General features: G+C 70.3%; 13 protein-coding genes. 8 read left to right on the top strand and 5 right to left on the bottom strand.

Annotated elements, in window-relative coordinates:
• Complete coding sequence (locus PGN14_RS02415) at window positions 1–999, bottom strand: ligase-associated DNA damage response exonuclease (RefSeq protein WP_335297808.1); 999 nt, start codon at window positions 997–999, stop codon at window positions 1–3.
• Window positions 1,000–1,093: 94 nt separating this feature from the next.
• Here PGN14_RS02415 and PGN14_RS02410 point away from each other — a divergent pair, with 94 nt between their 5' ends.
• The 5 genes from PGN14_RS02410 to PGN14_RS02390 all read left to right on the top strand — a co-directional run bounded on the left by PGN14_RS02410 (window position 1,094) and on the right by PGN14_RS02390 (window position 6,631).
• Window positions 1,094–1,273 (top strand): hypothetical protein, encoded by a 180-nt coding sequence (locus PGN14_RS02410; RefSeq protein WP_335297807.1) that lies wholly within the window; start codon window positions 1,094–1,096, stop codon window positions 1,271–1,273.
• 171 nt (window positions 1,274–1,444) lie between these two features.
• On the top strand, window positions 1,445–3,853 hold the full coding sequence (locus tag PGN14_RS02405; RefSeq protein WP_335297806.1) for a ligase-associated DNA damage response DEXH box helicase: 2,409 nt from the start codon (window positions 1,445–1,447) through the stop codon (window positions 3,851–3,853).
• Window positions 3,854–3,896: 43 nt separating this feature from the next.
• The gene (locus tag PGN14_RS02400; RefSeq protein ID WP_335297805.1) at window positions 3,897–4,817 is read left to right on the top strand and encodes a retroviral-like aspartic protease family protein; all 921 of its coding nucleotides are present in this window, start codon (window positions 3,897–3,899) and stop codon (window positions 4,815–4,817) included.
• 62 nt (window positions 4,818–4,879) lie between these two features.
• Complete coding sequence (locus PGN14_RS02395) at window positions 4,880–6,277, top strand: M20/M25/M40 family metallo-hydrolase (RefSeq protein ID WP_335297804.1); 1,398 nt, start codon at window positions 4,880–4,882, stop codon at window positions 6,275–6,277.
• A 9-nt stretch (window positions 6,278–6,286) separates the two neighbouring features.
• Window positions 6,287–6,631, top strand: coding sequence for an MmcQ/YjbR family DNA-binding protein (locus PGN14_RS02390; RefSeq protein ID WP_335297803.1), 345 nt, complete (start codon window positions 6,287–6,289; stop codon window positions 6,629–6,631).
• A gap of 6 nt (window positions 6,632–6,637) precedes the next feature.
• Here the strand turns inward: PGN14_RS02390 and PGN14_RS02385 are convergent, their stop codons facing one another.
• From PGN14_RS02385 to PGN14_RS02375, 3 genes are all read right to left on the bottom strand, one after another.
• On the bottom strand, window positions 6,638–7,909 hold the full coding sequence (locus tag PGN14_RS02385; RefSeq protein WP_335297802.1) for a sensor histidine kinase: 1,272 nt from the start codon (window positions 7,907–7,909) through the stop codon (window positions 6,638–6,640).
• A gap of 113 nt (window positions 7,910–8,022) precedes the next feature.
• Window positions 8,023–8,709: a response regulator transcription factor gene (locus PGN14_RS02380; protein ID WP_335297801.1), complete on the bottom strand. Its 687-nt coding sequence runs from the start codon at window positions 8,707–8,709 to the stop codon at window positions 8,023–8,025.
• Entirely contained in the window at window positions 8,684–9,148 is a 465-nt protein-coding gene (locus PGN14_RS02375; RefSeq protein WP_335297800.1) for a PDZ domain-containing protein, read from the bottom strand. The genes PGN14_RS02380 and PGN14_RS02375 overlap by 26 nt, the downstream gene beginning before the upstream one ends.
• A gap of 374 nt (window positions 9,149–9,522) precedes the next feature.
• Between PGN14_RS02375 and PGN14_RS02370 the strand changes: the two genes are divergently transcribed.
• Window positions 9,523–12,852 carry a glycosyltransferase gene (locus PGN14_RS02370; protein WP_335297799.1) on the top strand — a complete coding sequence of 1,110 codons (3,330 nt, stop codon included), beginning with the start codon at window positions 9,523–9,525 and terminating at the stop codon, window positions 12,850–12,852.
• A gap of 33 nt (window positions 12,853–12,885) precedes the next feature.
• The gene (pdeM, locus tag PGN14_RS02365) at window positions 12,886–13,575 is read left to right on the top strand and encodes a ligase-associated DNA damage response endonuclease PdeM (RefSeq protein WP_443019433.1); all 690 of its coding nucleotides are present in this window, start codon (window positions 12,886–12,888) and stop codon (window positions 13,573–13,575) included.
• A 38-nt stretch (window positions 13,576–13,613) separates the two neighbouring features.
• On the opposite strand, the gene PGN14_RS02360 is transcribed toward pdeM, so the two are convergent.
• Window positions 13,614–14,840, bottom strand: coding sequence for a UbiH/UbiF/VisC/COQ6 family ubiquinone biosynthesis hydroxylase (locus tag PGN14_RS02360; RefSeq protein ID WP_335297798.1), 1,227 nt, complete (start codon window positions 14,838–14,840; stop codon window positions 13,614–13,616).
• A 123-nt stretch (window positions 14,841–14,963) separates the two neighbouring features.
• Here PGN14_RS02360 and PGN14_RS02355 point away from each other — a divergent pair, with 123 nt between their 5' ends.
• Window positions 14,964–17,270, top strand: coding sequence for an FtsK/SpoIIIE family DNA translocase (locus PGN14_RS02355; protein ID WP_335297797.1), 2,307 nt, complete (start codon window positions 14,964–14,966; stop codon window positions 17,268–17,270).
• The last annotated feature ends 114 nt before the right edge of the window (window positions 17,271–17,384 follow it).

Raw genomic sequence — 17,384 nt, 5'->3', positions numbered from 1 at the left:
CTAGTCGTCCTCGTCCTCGAACCCCGCCAGCGCCAGCGCGCGGGCGCGGATCTGGCGCGTCATGCACCAATGGACCAGCGCCTCCTCGCGCCCGTGCGTCACCCACACCTCGCGCGGAGAAATCTCGGTCAGCGTGTCGGTCAGTTCGTCCCAGTCGGCATGGTCGGACAGAATCAGCGGCAGTTCCACGTTCTTCTGCCGCGCGCGCTGGCGCACCCGCATCCAGCCCGAGGCCATCGCGGTGATCGGCTCGGGCAGCCGGCGCGACCAGCGGTCGTTGAGTGCGGAGGGCGGGCACATCACGACATGCCCCGCCATGTCGGCCTTGGCCACGCCGGTCGCGGGGATCAACTCGCCCAGCCGCACGCCCAGTTCCTCGTAGAGATCGCACAACCGCTGGAGCGCGCCATGGATGTAGATCGGCGCATGATGGCCCCGCGCGCGCAGCTCCGCGATGACGCGCTGCGCCTTGCCCAGCGCATAGGCGCCCACCAGCACGCAGCGCGTGGGGTTGGCGTGGAGTCGCGCGATCAGCTTGTCGATCTCGTCGCCGGTATCCGGATGGCGGAACACCGGCAACCCGAAGGTCGCCTCGGTGATGAAGACGTCGCAGGCCACCGGCTCGAACGGGGCGCAGGTGGGATCGGCGCGGCGCTTGTAGTCGCCCGAGACGACGATGCGCTCGCCGCGGTGATCCAGCACGATCTGCGCCGAGCCCAGCACATGGCCGGCCGGGACGAAGCCGATCGATACGTCGCCCATCGCGATCGTTGCGCCATAGGCGACCGGATGGCCCGCCTGCGTACCGTAGCGCGCGTCCATAATCGCCAGCGTCTCCGGCGTCGCCCATACCGCGCCATGTCCGCCGCGCGCGTGATCGGCGTGGCCGTGCGTCACCAGCGCGCGCGCCTGCGGTACGCTGGGATCGACCCAGGCATCGGCGGGGCGAACGTAGATGCCGGTCGGATGCGGTTCCAGCCAATCGCCCAGCGTCGCCATCGCGCCACAACCCGCGATCGTCCCGACGCGTTCCGGCGGGGGATCGGATGGCGCCGACGAATCGTTATATGTCCTTGAAAACAGGAGAGAGACGATGGTCGGAGATGGCCTGTGGAGCTTCGTGGTGATCGCCGGACCGATCATCCTGGCACTGGCGCTGCTTTACGCGATCCTGCGCAACCGCCGCAGCCGCGGAGAGGAAGCGCGCACGGAGCAGGCGACGCATGACCTGTATCGCGAAACCTCCGCCGAGGACCGCGCGCATACGCCGTGATGGGGTTCACGCGGAGGCGCAGAGACGCGGAACGGAGCGATCGGGAGACAAGCAGCCCTCTTTGATCGGCTGCGCCGCTGCCTCTCGCACCACCCCTCTCTGCGCCTCCGCGCCTCCGCGTGAACCCCATCTACTCTGGCCGCAGATGATGTGGCTTCCTAGATAGGCGGCTTGTCCGCGCTGCCCCCCGCCCTCACCGACTGGTTCGCACGCCGCGGATGGCAGCCGCGGCGGCATCAGCTGGCGATGCTGGACGAGGCGCGCGCGGGGCGCCATGCGCTGCTGATCGCCGCCACCGGTGCGGGCAAGACGCTGGCGGGGTTCCTGCCGACGCTGGCCGAACTGATCGAGGCGCCGAGCGACGGGCTGCACACGCTCTACGTTTCCCCACTGAAGGCGCTGGCGGTCGATATCCAGCGCAACCTCGTCACCCCGATCGACGAGATGCAGGTCCCCATCCGCGTCGAGACGCGTACCGGCGATACGCCATCGGACCGCAAGGCGCGCCAGCGCGCCAGGCCGCCGCACATCCTGCTCACCACGCCCGAATCGCTGTCGCTGCTGCTCAGCTACCCCGACGCCGCGACCATGTTCGCCGGCCTGCGCACGATCGTGGTGGACGAGGTCCATGCCTTCGCCACCGGTAAGCGCGGCGACCTGCTGGCGCTGTGCATGGCGCGGTTGCAGCGGATCGCCCCCGCACTGCGCCGGGTCGCGCTGTCCGCCACCGTCGCCGATCCGGACGGCTATCGCGCGTGGCTGGCACCCGATGGCGATATCGACCGCGTCGCGCTGGTGGAGGGGGATACGGGGGTCGACCCGAACATCGCCATCCTGCTGCCGCAGGGGCGCGTGCCCTGGGCCGGTCACTCGGGCCGCTATGCCGCCGAACAGGTGATGGCGGAGATCGAGACGCACCGCACCTCGATCGTCTTCTGCAACACCCGCAGCCTCGCCGAGCTGATCTTCCAGGACCTGTGGAAGGCGAATGCGATGCAGCTGCCGATCGGCATCCACCACGGCAGCCTGGAGAAGGAAGCGCGCCGCAAGGTGGAGGGCGCGATGGCGGCGGGGCGGCTGCGCGCGCTGGTCGCGACCGCCAGCCTCGACCTGGGCGTGGACTGGGGCGACGTCGATTGCGTGATCCAGATGGGTGCGCCCAAGGGTTCGTCGCGGCTGCTCCAGCGCATCGGCCGCTCCAATCACCGGCTCGACATGGCGAGCGAGGCGATCCTCGTGCCGGGCAATCGCTTCGAATATCTGGAGGCGCGCGCCGCGCTCGATGCGGTGGAGGCGGGCGAGCTGGACGCCGACGTGTTCCGCATGGGCGCGCTCGACGTGCTGGCGCAGCATGTCATGGCCTGCGCCTGCGCCGCGCCGTTCGATCAGCGCGAGATGCTTGACGAAATCCGCTCCGCGCTGCCCTATTCGGCGCTGACGGACGATCTGTTCGACCGCGTCCTCGGCTTCATCCGCGACGGCGGCTATTCGCTGCGCGCCTACGATCGCTTCAAACGGCTGACGCAGGATGCCGACGGCATGTGGCGCGTCAGCCACCCGAAGTTCGTGGCCCAACACCGCCTCAACGCCGGGATCATCGTTGAGGCGACGATGCTGACCGTCCGCTTCCGCAACGGCCGCGCGCTGGGCAAGGTGGAGGAAGGTTTCGCCGCGACGCTGAGCCATGGCGATACCTTCTTCTTCGCCGGGCTGAGCCTGGAGGTGGAGAAGATCGATACCGAGGATCTGGTGGTGCGCGCCACTACGCGCCCGGCGCGCATCCCCACCTATGGCGGCAGCCGGATGCCGCTGTCGACCAACCTGGCCAATCGCGTCCGCCATTTCCTGTTCGAGCCGCAGGAGTGGCACCGCTTCCCCGACGACGTGCGCGAATGGCTGGAGATCCAGCAGCGCCGCTCCACCCTGCCCGCCCCCAACCAGTTGCTGGTGGAGACGTTCCCGCGCGAGGGGCGGCATTACATGGTCGCCTACAGTTTCGAGGGGTGGAACGCGCACCAGTCGCTCGGCATGCTGGTGACGAAGCGGATGGAGACGATGGGGCTGAAGCCGCTCGGCTTCGTCGCCAACGATTATGCCATCGCCTGCTACGGGCTGGAGCGGGTGGAGGATCCCGCCGCCTTGTTCTCCGCCGATATCCTGGAGCATGAGTTCGTCGACTGGGTCGAACGCTCGCATCTGCTGAAGCGCGCGTTCCGCGAGGTGGCGGTGATCGGCGGGCTGGTCGAGCGCCAGCACCCCGGCAAGCGCAAGACCGGCAAGCAGGTCACCTTCTCCACCGACCTGATCTACGACGTGCTGCGCAAGTACGAGCCGGGGCATGTCCTGCTGGAGGCGGCATGGGCGGATGCGCGCGCGCGGATGACCGATGTGGGGCGGCTCGCCGACCTGCTCGATCGCGCCGCGGACACGATGGTGCATGTCGACCTGCCGCGCGTCACCCCGCTGGCGGTCCCCGTCCTGACGCTGATCGGGCGCGAGAAGGTGGCGACCGGCAGCGCCGACGATGCGCTGCTGATCGAGGCGGAGGCGCTGGCGGCGGAGGCGATGCAGGTCGACTGATTCGTCGCTGGTGGAGCGGCCGGATCGGGCGTATATCCGTACTATGGAGAGGTGGATCGCGCTGGCGCTGATGGCGGCGGCTGTCCCGGCGACAGCACAGGATGCCCCCGCGCCTGCGGCCGCCGAACCGGCTGGCGAGGATCTGTCCTTCCTCACCGCCGACACGCGGATGACCGTTCCCGTCCAGATCGCCGGCGCCGGCCCCTATGATTTCGTCATCGACACCGGCGCGCAGCGCAGCGTCATCTCGCGCCAGCTGGCGCGGCGGCTGGGGCTGCCCGCGGGGCGGCGCGTGCGGCTGACCGCAATGGCGGGGATCAGCGAGGTCGATACGGTGATCGTCCCCTCGCTGTCGGTCAGCACGCTGGGCGGCCTGAAGATCGAGGCGCCCGCGCTGGAGGCGGCGAACCTGGGCGCGCCGGGGATGCTGGGGATCGACACGCTGCAGGGCCATGCGCTGGCGATCGATTTCGATGCGGAGCGCATGACCGTCGTCCCGACCGAGCGCCGCCGCTCGCGCCCCGCCGGGCCGGACGAGATCGTCATCCAGGCACGCGACGTGTTCGGGCAGCTGGTGGTGACCAATGCCACCGTCGCCGGGCGGCGGGTGCGGGTGGTGCTGGACACCGGCACCGCGGTCAGCCTGGGCAATCCCGCGCTGCGCCGGTTGCTGGGCAAGCAGCGCAAGAGCGAGCCCGCGGTCTTCACCAGCGTGCTGGGGCAGCAGCTGGTCGGCGATTATGCGGTGCTGCGCGAGATGACGCTGGGCAGCGCGACGATCCGTTCGCTGACCGTCGCCTTTGCCGATGCGGCGCCGTTCCGCGCCTTCGGGCTGCACGACAAGCCTGCGATCCTGCTGGGGATGGATGCGCTGCGGCTGTTCCGCCGCGTCCGCATCGACTTCGCGAACCGCGAGCTGCGGCTGGTGATGCCGCGCGACGTGATCCGCGCCATTCCCTCCTAACCAGTTGCGCCGCGCGACTTTCGCTGCGACGTTCTCGCGCGAGAGAAGGCAAGGGAGAGCGCATGCGCACACTGGGGATGATCGCCGCGGCCATGGCGGCCGTGGTGCCGATGACGGCCGGGGCTCAGGCGCGCGCCGATGAAAAGGCGTTCTTCGACCTCTACAAGGAGATGGTCGAAACCAATACCGTCGCCAACGTCGGCAGCTGCACCAAGGCCGCGGCGCAGGTCGGCGCGCGGCTGAAGGCAGCGGGCTATGCCGATGCCGACATCACCTATTTCTCGGTGCCCGACCATCCGCAGGATGGCGGCGTGGTCGCGGTGCTGAAGGGCAGCGATGCGAGCGTGAAGCCGATGCTGCTGCTCGGCCATCTCGACGTGGTCGAGGCCAAGCGCGCCGACTGGCAGCGCGATCCGTTCACGCTGGTGGAGGAGAACGGCTATTATTACGCGCGCGGCACCGTCGACGACAAGGCGATGTCGGCGATCTGGGCCGATGCCTTCGTCCGCTTCAAGCAGCAGAACTATCGCCCGAAGCGCACGATCAAGCTGGCGCTGACCTGCGGCGAGGAGACCACCTGGGCGTTCAACGGCGCGCAATGGCTGGCGCAGAACAAGCCCGATCTGATCGCCGCCGAATTCGCGCTGAACGAGGGCGGCGGCGGGCTGCTCGACGCCAAGGGCAAGCGCCAGCTGCTGAGCGTGCAGGTGGGTGAGAAGGCGGCGCAGAACTTCACGCTGCTGGCGACCAATCCGGGCGGGCACAGCTCCGCACCGACGCCCGAGAATGCGATCTACGAGCTGACCGACGCGATCAAGGCGGTGCAGGGATACGAATTCCCGGTGAAGTTCACCGACACCACCCGCGCCTTCTTCGCCGCCAATGCGACGATGCGCGGCGGCGAGCTGGGCGGTGCGATCACGCGCCTGCTCGCCAATCCGGAGGACAAGGCGGCCGACGCGATCGTCAGCCGCGACAAGGTGCTGCATTCGACGCTGCGCACCACCTGCGTCGCGACGCTGCTGGAGGCGGGCCATGCCGAGAATGCGCTGCCGCAGCGCGCGACCGCCAACGTCAATTGCCGCATCTTCCCCGGCGAGACGGTCGACACCACGCTCGCGAAGCTGAAGGAGCTGGCCGGGCCGAAGGTGACCGTCACCGCCAACCAGCCGATCCGCCCGGTCGCGGTGCCGCCGACGCTGGACCCGAAGATCATCGGCCCGATGGAAGCGGTGGCGAAGAAGCACTTTCCGGGCGTGCCGATGCTGCCGTCGATGTCGACGGGGGCCACCGACGGCATCTTCCTGGAGGCGATCGGCATTCCGGTCTATGGCGCGCCGGGCACGTTCCTGGACCCCGACTTCAACGGCATCCACGGTCTGAACGAGCGGATCCGCGTGTCGTCGCTCTATGCGGCGCGGAATTATCTGTTCGATCTGGTGAAGGCCTATGCCGGCTGATCGCGGCCGATGACCGACTGGGACGCGGTGGTCGCGACCGTGCTCGCGCTGCCGGGCGCGGAGCGCGGCACCGCTTATGGCAAGCCGGCGGTCAAGATGCGCGGCAAGACGATCGCCGCGCTGACCGCGCCCGATGGCGGCAGCTTCGTCCTCCATCTGCCCATCGAGGAGAAGGAGCGGCTGATCGACAGCGATCCCGCCACCTTCTGGGAAACCGACCATTATCGCGGCTGGCCCGCGGTCCTGGTCCGCTTCGGCAGCGAGGCCGGGGAGCGGGTGGCGGCGTTGCTGGCGCGCAGCTGGTGGGATCGCGCCACGGTGGCGCAGCGCCGCGCGTTCGGCGAGCGGCCCTGAACGGCGTCACACCGGCAGGTCGATCGCCACCACCAGCCCCGGCGCGGCATCGCCCAGCCGCACGCCGCCACCGTGTAGCCGCGCCACGGCCGCGACCAGCGACAGCCCCAGCCCCGCACCCGTCCCGCTGCGCGCGCTGTCGAGCCGGCCGAAGCGCCGCAGCGCCGCCTCGCGATCCTGCGGCGCGATGCCCGCGCCCTGATCGGCCACCGACACGGTGACCACGCCGCCGGCGGCGGTCAGCGCCAGCGTGATCGTCCCCGCGCCATATTTCAGCGCATTGTCGACCAGATTGCCCAGCGCCTGCCCCAGCAATTCGCGATGCACCGGCAACACCGCGCCCGCCACCGCCACGACGCGGATCGCGCGGCCGACATCCTCCGCCACGGGGCCGTAGATTTCGGCGATCTCCTCCAGCTCGACGCCCAGATCGACGGGCGTGAAGCTCTCGGTGCCGATTCCCGCCTCCGCGCGGGTGATGCGCAGCGCGGTTTCCACCAGCGCCAGCAGCCGCTCGCCCTCCGCCAGCGCGCGGTCGACCGCATCCTGCGCCGCCGGCTCGGTCACCGCGACCGCGGCGCGCTCCAGTGCCGCGCGCAGCCGGGTCAGCGGGGATTTCAGGTCGTGCGCCAAGCCGTCGGTGGCGATCTTCAGTTCGACCACCAGCGCCTCGACGCGGTCGAGCATCGCGTTGACCGACGCCGCCAGGTCGGCGAAGGCATCCCCGGTCGCATCGGCGGGGACGCGGCGCGAGAGGTCGCCGTCGCGCACCGCGCCCAGCGTCGCCACCGTCGTTTCCAGCCGCAGCACGATCATCCGCGCCGCCAGCCACGACGCCAGCGCGGCGAAGGCGACCGCCAGCGACAGCGCGAACAGCATCGCCGCCTCCAGCACCTGCACCGCGCGCCGCTCACCCTCCACCACGCTGCCGGTCAGCAGGCGGCGACCACCGGGCAGCGCGGTGGCACGCACCCACATCGCCTCCGGCAGGGGACGCCCGACGCGGTAGAGATCGACCGCGCCGGCATGGCCATCGAGCGCGACATTGGGCGGCCAGGCCGACAGGTTGCCCGCCACCGGACGGCCCGCCGCATCCGCCAGCAGCAGGACGGTGCCGGGGGTCAGGTTGCGCGTCACGCGCCGCGCCACCGCATCGGCCAGCGCGGCGTCGCCGCTGTCCTGCCGCACGGTCAGCAAATCCTGCCGCAGCACCTCCGCGCTGGCGGCCGCGCCGGCATAGACCTGCCCCCGCACCATCGTGCGCACCGCGAACAGCAAGGTGCCCGCCGCCGCGATCTGAAGCAGGAAGACCAGAGCGGCGAAGCGGAAGGTGGTGGAGCGCAGGAACGGCGTGCGCCCCCGCCCCGGGCGCCCCGCCCCCCGGCGCCGGATCAGGGCTCCACCCCCAGCCGATAGCCCGCGCCGCGCACCGTATGCAGCAGCGGCGCGGCGAAGCCTTCGTCCACCTTCTTGCGCAGCCGGCTGAGATGGACGTCGATGACGTTGGTGCCGGGGTCGAAGTGATAGTCCCACACGCCTTCCAGCAGCATGGTGCGCGTCACCACCTGTTCGGCATGGCGCAGCATATATTCCAGCAGGCGGAACTCGCGCGGCTGCAACTCGATCGTCCGGCCCGCGCGGGTCACGCGGCGCGCCAGCAGGTCCATCGACAGGTCGCCGCAGGCCAGCACCGTCTGCACCGCGGGCGCGCTGGTGCCGCGGCGGATCAGCAGCCGGATTCGCGCCAGCAGCTCCGCGAAGGCGAACGGCTTCACCAGATAATCGTCGGACCCGCCGGTCAGCCCCTTCACCCGGTCCTCGGGCGATCCCAGCGCGGACAGGATGATCACCGGCGTCTCGATCTGCGAGGCGCGCAGCGCGGCCAGCACCGCCATCCCGTCCATCCCGGGCAGCATCCGGTCGAGGATGATGCAATCGTAGCTGCCGTCGGTGGCTTGGAACAGGCCGTCGCGCCCGTTGGCGGCACGATCGACCAGATAGCCTTCCTCGGTCAGACCCTTCGCGACGAAATCGGCGGTGGTGTCATCGTCCTCAACCAGCAGGATCTTCGCCGACACGCTTCGTCTCCCCTTGTTGCATCGTCCCGCGCCACAGCATGACATGCACCGCCTGTTCGCCGCGCCGGACGCGCAGGTCGACGGTGTCGCCTGATGCCACCGCTTGCTCGATCGGGGCAAGCGAGGTCGCGCCGTGGCCGTCGATCGCCTCCATGACGTCGCCCACCTGCACGCCCGCGCGTTCGGCGACGCCCCCGGCGCGCAGCGAGGTGACGGTCAACGCGGCGGGCGTCCCGCCGGCCGGCGCGGCGACCGTCGCGCCGAGCACGTCGGCGTCGGGCAGGCGCGACGCGCGCATCACCCGCATCGACACCAGTGCGCCCACCAGCGCCACCGCGAGGAACACGATCAATGCATGGCGTAACTGGCGCAGCGCACGACCGGCGCGGCGATCGGCGAACGCGGCCAGGGAATCGGCGGAGAGGCGCGATGGCTCCATGCCACGCTGATAGCCGCGCGCGCCTGTTCGACAGGTGGGCGCAAGATGACCGATCGCTCATGTTCCCGACAGCGCGTCGCCAGCCGTGCGCGCGCACAAGCCCGCGCATGTCGCCCGCCCCCGCTCCGCTCCACGAACCCTGTGACGCCGGCCGCCATATGCCCGGCGCGCGCGTCGTCACCGACGCATGCGGTATCCAGCACGCGCGCTGCCGGCGATGCGGATGCGAGCTGACGCGCGTGCCCATCTTGCGCCGCTGGTATCGCTCGGGCGTATTGGGCGCATGACGAAACGGTAAGCCGCTGCCCAGCCGGGCACCATGAACGCGCGCGTATCAGCGCACCATCCTCGATCCCGACTTTCTGGAACCGACCATGGCCGACCCCATCTTCTTCGATCCCACCGGCCGGCGCAGCCGCCGGTCGCGCCGCGTGCTGGCGGCGTTGATGGGGATCGTCCTGCTCGCCGCGGTCGCCTTCGCCACCACGCTGATGGCGGTGCGCCCGGCGCGCGACCTGGCGCTGCCGCTGCCGCAGGCGCACGCCGCCACGGCGCATGGACAGGATGCGCCGCGCGGGCTGGCGCGCTGGCTGCCGCATCGCACGACCAAGGCGACCAACAGCGCGGAGCTGGACGTCGGCTTCTACCTGCCCGGGGACGACGCCAGCATCGCCTCGCTGCGCCGGCATGTCGCCACGCTCGACTGGGTGGTGCCCGCCACGATCGCGGTGGCGGGGCCGCAGCACAAGGTGACGGTGGAACGGGATCCCAAGTTCGACCGCATGATCGCCGCCATGCCGCACCCGCCCAAGGTACTGCCGATGGTGCAGAATTTCGACAACGACCGGGCCGAGGGCGATTGGGACGGCGCCGGTGCCGCCGCGCTGCTGGCGAACCCGGCGAAGCGCGACCTGTTCGCGCACCAGCTGGCGACGATGGTGGCGCAACGTCACCAGGGCGGCGTGGTGATGGATTTCGAGGCGCTGCCGGCATCGTCGATCCGCGATTATCTCGCCTTCCTGCGCACGCTGCACGCCGCGCTGCCCGCGGGCAGCCAGCTGGCGGTAACCGCGCCGGCCGAGGACGAAAGCTGGCCGCTCGCCGCGCTGGCGCAGGTGTCCGATCGCGTGATCTTCATGGCCTATGACCAGCATTGGGAGGGCGGACAGGCCGGGCCGATCGCGGCGCAAAGCTGGTTCGTCCAGCAGGTGGAGGATGCCCGCCGCCAGATCGGCGCCAGCAAGCTGATCGTGGCGCTGGGCAGCTATGCCTATGACTGGCACGGCGACAACACCGACGCGCTGTCGATCGAGGAAGCGTGGCTCGCCGCGCACGACAGCAGCGCCGCCATCGCCTTCGACAAGGCCAGCGGCAATGCCGCCTTCGCCTATGACGAGAACGGCCAGCATCACGACATCTGGATGATGGATGCCGCAACCAGCTGGAACCAGCTGCGCGCGCTCGACAGCATGGGGCTGCGCGATGTCGCGATGTGGCGGCTAGGCAGCGAGGATCCGGGCTTCTGGAACGATCTGGCCGCGTTCCGCGCGCACCGGCTGCCCGACCTGCGCCGGATCGATTCGTCGCTCAACACCGATGTCGAGGGGTCGGGCGAGATCCTGCGCATCACCGCCACGCCGACCACGGGGCAGCGCCTGCTGCGCGTCGATGCGCAGAACATCGTCCGCGACGAACGCTATGCCGCGCTGCCCACGCCCTATGTCGTCCACCGCACCGGGGCAGCGAATCCGAAGCTGCTGGCACTGACCTTCGACGACGGCCCCGACGCCACCTGGACGCCGCGCATCCTCGACGTGCTGGAGGCGGCGCATGTCCCCGCCACCTTCTTCGTCATCGGCGAGAATGCGCTGGCGCACCCGCAGCTCCTCAACCGCATCGTCAAGGATGGCAGCGAGCTGGGCAACCACAGCTACACCCATCCCAACATGGCGACGCTGGGGCCGAACGGCACCGCGCTGGAGATGAACGCGACGCAGCGGCTGGTGCAGGCCTATACCGGGCGCATGCTGACGCTGTTCCGCGCGCCCTATTTCGGCGACGCGGAGCCGACCACCGCGGACGAACTGGGGCCGGCGCTCGCCGCGCAGCGCGCGGGCTATACCGTCGTCGGGCTGCACGTCGATCCCAACGACTGGCAGCGCCCCGGCACCGACGCGATCGTCAGCCAGGTGGTGGATCAGGTCCATGGCGCCACCCCGACCAATTCGGGCAACGTCATCCTGCTCCACGACGGCGGCGGCGACCGCGCGCAGACGGTCGCCGCGCTGCCGCGGATCATCGCGACGCTGCGCGCGGAGGGTTACACCTTCGTCCCCGTGTCGCAGCTGGTCGGGCTGACCCCGGCGCAGGCGATGCCGCCGGTGACGGGGCGCGACCTGTGGGCGGTGCGGACCGACGTCGCGGTGTTCATCGCGCTCGCCGCGCTGACGACGCTGATCGCCTGGCTGTTCTATATCGCCATCTCGCTCGGCATCGCGCGCGCGGTGATGATGACCGGGCTGGCGTGGTTGCAGGCGCGCCGCCGCCGCGTCGCGCCGCCGGTGTTCACCCCCACCGTCTCCGTGGTGATCCCGGCGTATAACGAGGAGCGCGTGATCGTCGCCTCGATCCAGCGCGTGCTGTCGAGCGACTATCCCGGGTTGCAGGTGATCGTCGCCGACGACGGGTCGAGGGACGCGACCAGCGCGCTGGTGCGCGAGGCGTTCGGCGACGATCCGCGCGTGATGCTGCTGACGCTGGTCAACGGCGGCAAGGCGGCGGCGCTCAACCGCGCGCTGACGGAAGCGACGGGCGAGGTGGTGATCGCGCTCGACGCCGACACCCAGTTCGAGCCGGCGACGATCCGCCGCCTCGCGCGCTGGTTCGTCGATCCGCGGATCGGCGCGGTGGCGGGCGATGCGCGCGTCGGCAACCGCATCAACCTGGTCACGCGCTGGCAGGCGGTCGAATATATCACCGCGCAGAATCTGGAGCGCCGGGCGCTCGCGGGGTTCGACGCGATGACGGTGGTGCCCGGCGCGGTCGGGGCGTGGCGCCGCGCCGCGCTCGATTCGGTCGGCGGCTACCCCGAGGATACGCTGGCGGAGGATCAGGATCTGACGATCGCGATCCAGCGCGCCGGGTGGCGCGTCACCTACGATCCCGCCGCGATCGCCTGGACCGAGGCGCCCGAGACGTTCCGCGCGCTCGCCAAGCAGCGCTTCCGCTGGGCGTTCGGCACGCTGCAATGCCTGTGGAAGCACCGCGGCGTGCTGCGCCGGCGCAAGCCGTCGGGGCTGGCGCTGGTGGGGATGCCGCAGGCGTGGCTGTTCCAGATCGTGTTCGCCGCGATCTCGCCGCTGATCGACCTCGCATTGCTGCTGTCGATCGTCGGCACCTTCGTCCGCGTGATGCAGCACGGCTGGGCGCAGACCGCGGGCGACGTATCGACCATGGGGCTCTACTGGCTCGCCTTCACCGCGATCGACGTGGCGTGCGGCGCGATGGCCTATCGCCTCGACGGGCACCGGATCCGCTATCCCGCGCTGCTGCTGGTGGCGCAGCGGCTGGTCTATCGCCAGATCATGTACGGCGTGGTGCTGCGCGCGATCGCCGCGGCGGTGCGGGGGCGGATCGTCGGCTGGGGCAAGCTGGAGCGGAGCGGGCGCGTCGACGGAGGGCAGCAGACCGCGGCAAGCCATTGACCGGGGCCATTGATCTGACGAATCGAATGCGGCATGGCGACGGTGATGGTTCCCGTTCCGTTCGCCATGCTGTCGTTCGCCGGCCACGAATTCCGTGCGCTGCCGCAGGGGGCCTTGTTCTGGCCCGCGCGGCGCGCGCTGCTGGTGGCGGACCTTCACCTCGAAAAAGCGAGCTGGTTCGCGCGCGGCGGGCAGATGCTGCCGCCCTATGATTCGATCGCGACGCTGACGGAGCTGTCGGCGCTGGTCGCGGCGACGGGGGCGGAAGAGGTCTGGTGTCTGGGCGACAGCTTCCATGACGTCGCCGGCTGCGACCGCCTGCCGGCGCAGGCGCGCGCGCTGCTGACCACGCTGACCGGGGCGACGCGCTGGACGTGGATCACGGGCAACCACGATCGCGCCTATGTCGATCGCTGCGGCGGTGCGGTGGCGGACGAAGCCGCGGTCGACGGGCTGATCCTGCGCCACGAGGCGGAGCGCGGCGAGGCGTGCCCGGAGCTGTCGGGGCATTTCCACCCCAAGCTGCGTGTACGGGTACGCGGCAAGCTGGTCGCGCGCCGCTGCTTCGTGGCGACCGCGACGAAGCTGATCTTTCCGGCGTTCGGCGCGCTGACGGGGGGTCTTGACGTCACCCATCCGGAAATCGTCCGCGCCATGGGCGGTACGGGCGAGGCGCTGGTGGCGCTGGATGACCGGTTGCTGCGCTTCCCGCTGGCAGCGTAAAAAGCCCCTCCCCTGAAGGGGAGGGGCTTACTGGGGGCTCAGACCATCACCCCCATCAGCAGCTTCGGCAGCTGCCCGCTCTCCCCACGCGCCTCCGCCATGAAGCGATCCTTGAGTGGAGGTAGCCGATCCACCGCGGAGATCCCGAACCGCCGCACCGCGCTCGCCGCCTTGCCGGGGATCCCGAACAGCCGCGTCAACGTATCGGTCGCCGCCGCGACCATGAACGTGTCGAGGCTGCGCCAGTTCTGGTAGCGGGCCAGCAATTGCGCATCGCCCGCGTCCAGCCCCAGCCGTCGCCCCTCGACCAGCACCTCGACCAGTGCGGCGACGTCGCGATAGCCCAGGTTCACCCCCTGCCCCGCGATCGGGTGGATGCCGTGCGCGGCGTCGCCCACCAGCACCAGCCGCGTGTCGGTGATCCGCCCGGCGTGATGGAATCCCAACGGATAGCTGGCGCGCGGGCTGGCGTGCGACAGCGCACCCAGAAATCCCCCCATCCTCTTCTCCGCCTCCGCCAGGAAGCCGCGATCGCCCAGCTTGAGCATCCCCGCCGCATGCTCCCCCGCCACCGTCCAGACGATCGCGGAGCGGTGCCCGATGTCGTCGTCCGGCAGCGGCAACAGCGCGAAGGGGCCGGAGGAATAGAAAATCTCATAGGCAATGTTCTCATGCGGCCGTTCGTGGTGGAACGCGCCGATGATCGCGGCATGATCGTATTGCCACCGCGCCACCGTGATCCCCGCCGCCTCGCGCGTCGGGGACTGCCGCCCCTCCGCCGCGACCAGCAGGTCCGCGCCGACCTGCGCACCCGACGACAGCGTCGCGCGCACGCCCTGCGCATCGCGCTCGACCGACACCGCACGCGTCCGCATCCGTAGGTCGACCCGTTCCGCCCCCATCGCCGCCTCATACAGCGCGGCACGGAGCAGCCGGTTCTCGTACATCGTGCCGAGCGCGGCATCCTCCGCTGCCGGGATGAAGTCGAGCTTGCCCGGCGCCAGCCCGTCGCTGACGCGGATCTGGCGGATCGCGCACCCCTTCCCCGCCAGCGCCGTGCCGACGCCGATCGCGTCGAGCATCTTGTGGCTGGCGCTGGCGACCGCGCTGGCGCGACCGTCGAACCCGGCGGTCAGCGTCACCGCCGGGTCGGCGGGGTCGACCACGATCGAGGACAGGCCGTGGCGGTCCAGCGCCACCGCCAACGCGCTGCCGACCAGCCCGCCGCCGAGGATGAGCACGTCTGCATGGGTAAGCTGGGTCATGCCCCTGCCCTACGCGGTGCGCGCGCCGCTGCCAACGGGCGGCAGGTCGCGCGCCATCTTGACGTCGGACTCGCGCGCGCGGACAATATACGCACTTTTCTCACATCGTTGCGGGGTTGGGGTATGGCGACGCGGGCGGGGCCGCCGCTGTGGCGCGAGACGATCAAGGCGGGCGCGGTGCGCAGCGGGGCGGTGATGGTGGCGGTCGCGCTGGCGGTCGGCACCGTCGCCGCGGCGCTGAGCCTCGCGAGCTACAGCCCCGGCGACGCGGCGTTCAACACCGCGTCGGGCGGGGTGACCGGCAATCTGCTGGGCGCGCCCGGCGCCTGGTTCGCGGATGTCGCGCTGACGCTGTTCGGCCCCGCGGTCGCGCTGCTGCTGCCGGTGGCGCCGGTCGTCGCGATGCGGCTGTGGCGCGACCAGCCGGCGGGCGAATGGTGGCGGATGCTGCGCTTCGCCGTGCTGGGCGTCGCGCTGATGGCGGTCGCTTTGGGGTGTGTCGCGCCCGGCGCGGTGCCCGCGCTGCCGTTCGGCTGGGGCGGGCTGGTCGGGCTGGGCATTGTCGGCGCGGCGCGCGCCGGGCTGGCGATGGTCGGCGATGCGCAGGTGGTCTGGTGGGGTATCGTCGCGCTCGGGCTGATTGCGGGGATCGCCGGTGCGATCGTCTGGGGCCGCAGCCTGGAGATCGATTTCGCCCGCTTCGCGCCCCGTCCGCGCCTGCGCCGCGCACGGGCCGACCACGGCGAGGATGACGGCTACATCGACGACGACGAGGACGACGACCTTCCCGTCGCGCTCGCGCGCTCGCCCGCGCCGCGCGCGGTGGCGCAACCCGACGATCGCCCCGCCCCCGTCATCGGCGAGCGCGCGCTCGCTCCCTCGGCGGCACGCGCCAAGCCGCAGCAACGGCTCGACCTGCGCGACAGCTTCCAGCTGCCGTCGATCGACCTGCTCACCCCCTCCCCCGCCAACCAGGCCAGCCCGATCGACAAGGCCGCGCTGGAGCGCAACGCGCGCCTGCTCGAAACCGTGCTCGACGACTTCAACGTCAAGGGCAACATCACCGAGGTGCGCCCCGGCCCGGTGGTGACGATGTACGAGCTGGAGCCCGCGCCCGGAATCAAGGCGACGCGCGTCATCAGCCTGGCCGACGATATCGCGCGCAACATGTCCGCCATCTCCGCACGCGTCGCGACGATCCCCGGACGGACCGTGATCGGTATCGAACTGCCCAATGCGCGGCGCGAGATGGTGTCGCTCCACGAACTGGTCGGCAGCCAGGCGTTCGAGGATCAGGCCGCGCAGCTGCCCGTCATCCTGGGCAAGAATATCGCGGGCGATCCCGTCATCGCCGATCTCGCGCCGATGCCGCACCTGCTGGTGGCGGGCACCACCGGCTCGGGCAAGTCGGTCGGCCTGAACGGCATGATCCTGTCGCTGCTCTACCGGCTGACCCCGGACCAGTGCCGGATGATCATGATCGACCCCAAGATGCTCGAGCTGAGCATGTACGACGACATCCCCCACCTCCTCTCCCCCGTGGTCACCGATCCGGCCAAGGCGGTACGCGCGCTGAAATGGGCGGTGGAGACGATGGAGGATCGCTATCGCCAGATGTCGTCGGTGGGCGTGCGCAGCCTCGCCAGCTTCAACGACAAAGTGCGTGCCGCACGCGCGAAGGGCACCCCGCTCGGGCGCCGCGTCCAGACCGGCTATGGCGAGAACGGCCAGCCGATCTATGAGGAAGAGCAGCTCGATTACGACGTGCTGCCGCAGATCGTGGTCATCGTCGACGAGCTGGCCGACCTGATGATGACCGCGGGCAAGGAAGTGGAATTCCTGATTCAGCGCCTCGCGCAAAAGGCGCGCGCGGCGGGCATCCACCTCATCATGGCGACGCAGCGCCCCTCGGTCGACGTCATCACCGGCGTCATCAAGGCCAATCTGCCGACGCGGATCAGCTTCCACGTCACCAGCAAGATCGATTCGCGCACCATCCTGGGCGAGCAGGGCGCGGAACAGCTGCTGGGCAAGGGCGACATGCTCTACATGCCCGGCGGCAAGGGCATCGTCCGCGTCCACGGCCCCTTCGTCAGCGATGACGAGGTGCGCGCGGTGACCGACCATTGGCGCGCGCAGGGCACGCCCGATTATATCCAGTCGGTTACTGAGGAGCCGGAGGAGAGCTTCGCACTGGACGGCGCACCGACCGGCGAGGATTCGGCGGAGGACCAGCAATATCGCGCCGCGATCGCGTTGGTCTGCGGCAGCCAGAAGGCGTCGACCTCGTGGCTGCAGCGCCAGTTGCGGATCGGCTACAATTCGGCGGCACGTCTGATCGAACGCATGGAGAAGGACGGTATCGTCAGCCGCCCCGATCACGTTGGCCGCCGCGAGGTGCTGCGCGACACGGATGGCAACCCGACGTGACGCCGTTGCTATTCCGGCGGAAAAGTGCTATATCCTAGTCACTTGCCGGGACCACCCGGACAGATGTGGCCCGGCTCTGATGGAGAGGATGGGTCATGACCCTTGGACAAGCCA

The sequence above is a fragment of the Sphingomonas adhaesiva genome (assembly GCF_036946305.1).
Classification (GTDB): Bacteria; Pseudomonadota; Alphaproteobacteria; order Sphingomonadales; family Sphingomonadaceae; genus Sphingomonas; species Sphingomonas adhaesiva_B.
The sequence above is the reverse complement of the archived record's forward strand: the minus strand, read 5'-3'. Positions and strand labels throughout refer to the sequence as shown.

Bases quoted from the DNA above. Each gene is read 5' to 3' on its own strand.
- PGN14_RS02375 (WP_335297800.1), bottom strand. From the start codon at position 9,148: ATGGAGCCATCGCGCCTCTCCGCCGATTCCCTGGCCGCGTTCGCCGAT.
- PGN14_RS02355 (WP_335297797.1), top strand. From the start codon at position 14,964: ATGGCGACGCGGGCGGGGCCGCCGCTGTGGCGCGAGACGATCAAGGCG.
- PGN14_RS02395 (WP_335297804.1), top strand. From the start codon at position 4,880: ATGCGCACACTGGGGATGATCGCCGCGGCCATGGCGGCCGTGGTGCCG.
- pdeM (WP_443019433.1), top strand. From the start codon at position 12,886: ATGGCGACGGTGATGGTTCCCGTTCCGTTCGCCATGCTGTCGTTCGCC.
- PGN14_RS02360 (WP_335297798.1), bottom strand. From the start codon at position 14,840: ATGACCCAGCTTACCCATGCAGACGTGCTCATCCTCGGCGGCGGGCTG.
- PGN14_RS02390 (WP_335297803.1), top strand. From the start codon at position 6,287: ATGACCGACTGGGACGCGGTGGTCGCGACCGTGCTCGCGCTGCCGGGC.
- PGN14_RS02410 (WP_335297807.1), top strand. From the start codon at position 1,094: ATGGTCGGAGATGGCCTGTGGAGCTTCGTGGTGATCGCCGGACCGATC.
- PGN14_RS02400 (WP_335297805.1), top strand. From the start codon at position 3,897: ATGGAGAGGTGGATCGCGCTGGCGCTGATGGCGGCGGCTGTCCCGGCG.
- PGN14_RS02370 (WP_335297799.1), top strand. From the start codon at position 9,523: ATGGCCGACCCCATCTTCTTCGATCCCACCGGCCGGCGCAGCCGCCGG.
- PGN14_RS02415 (WP_335297808.1), bottom strand. From the start codon at position 999: ATGGCGACGCTGGGCGATTGGCTGGAACCGCATCCGACCGGCATCTAC.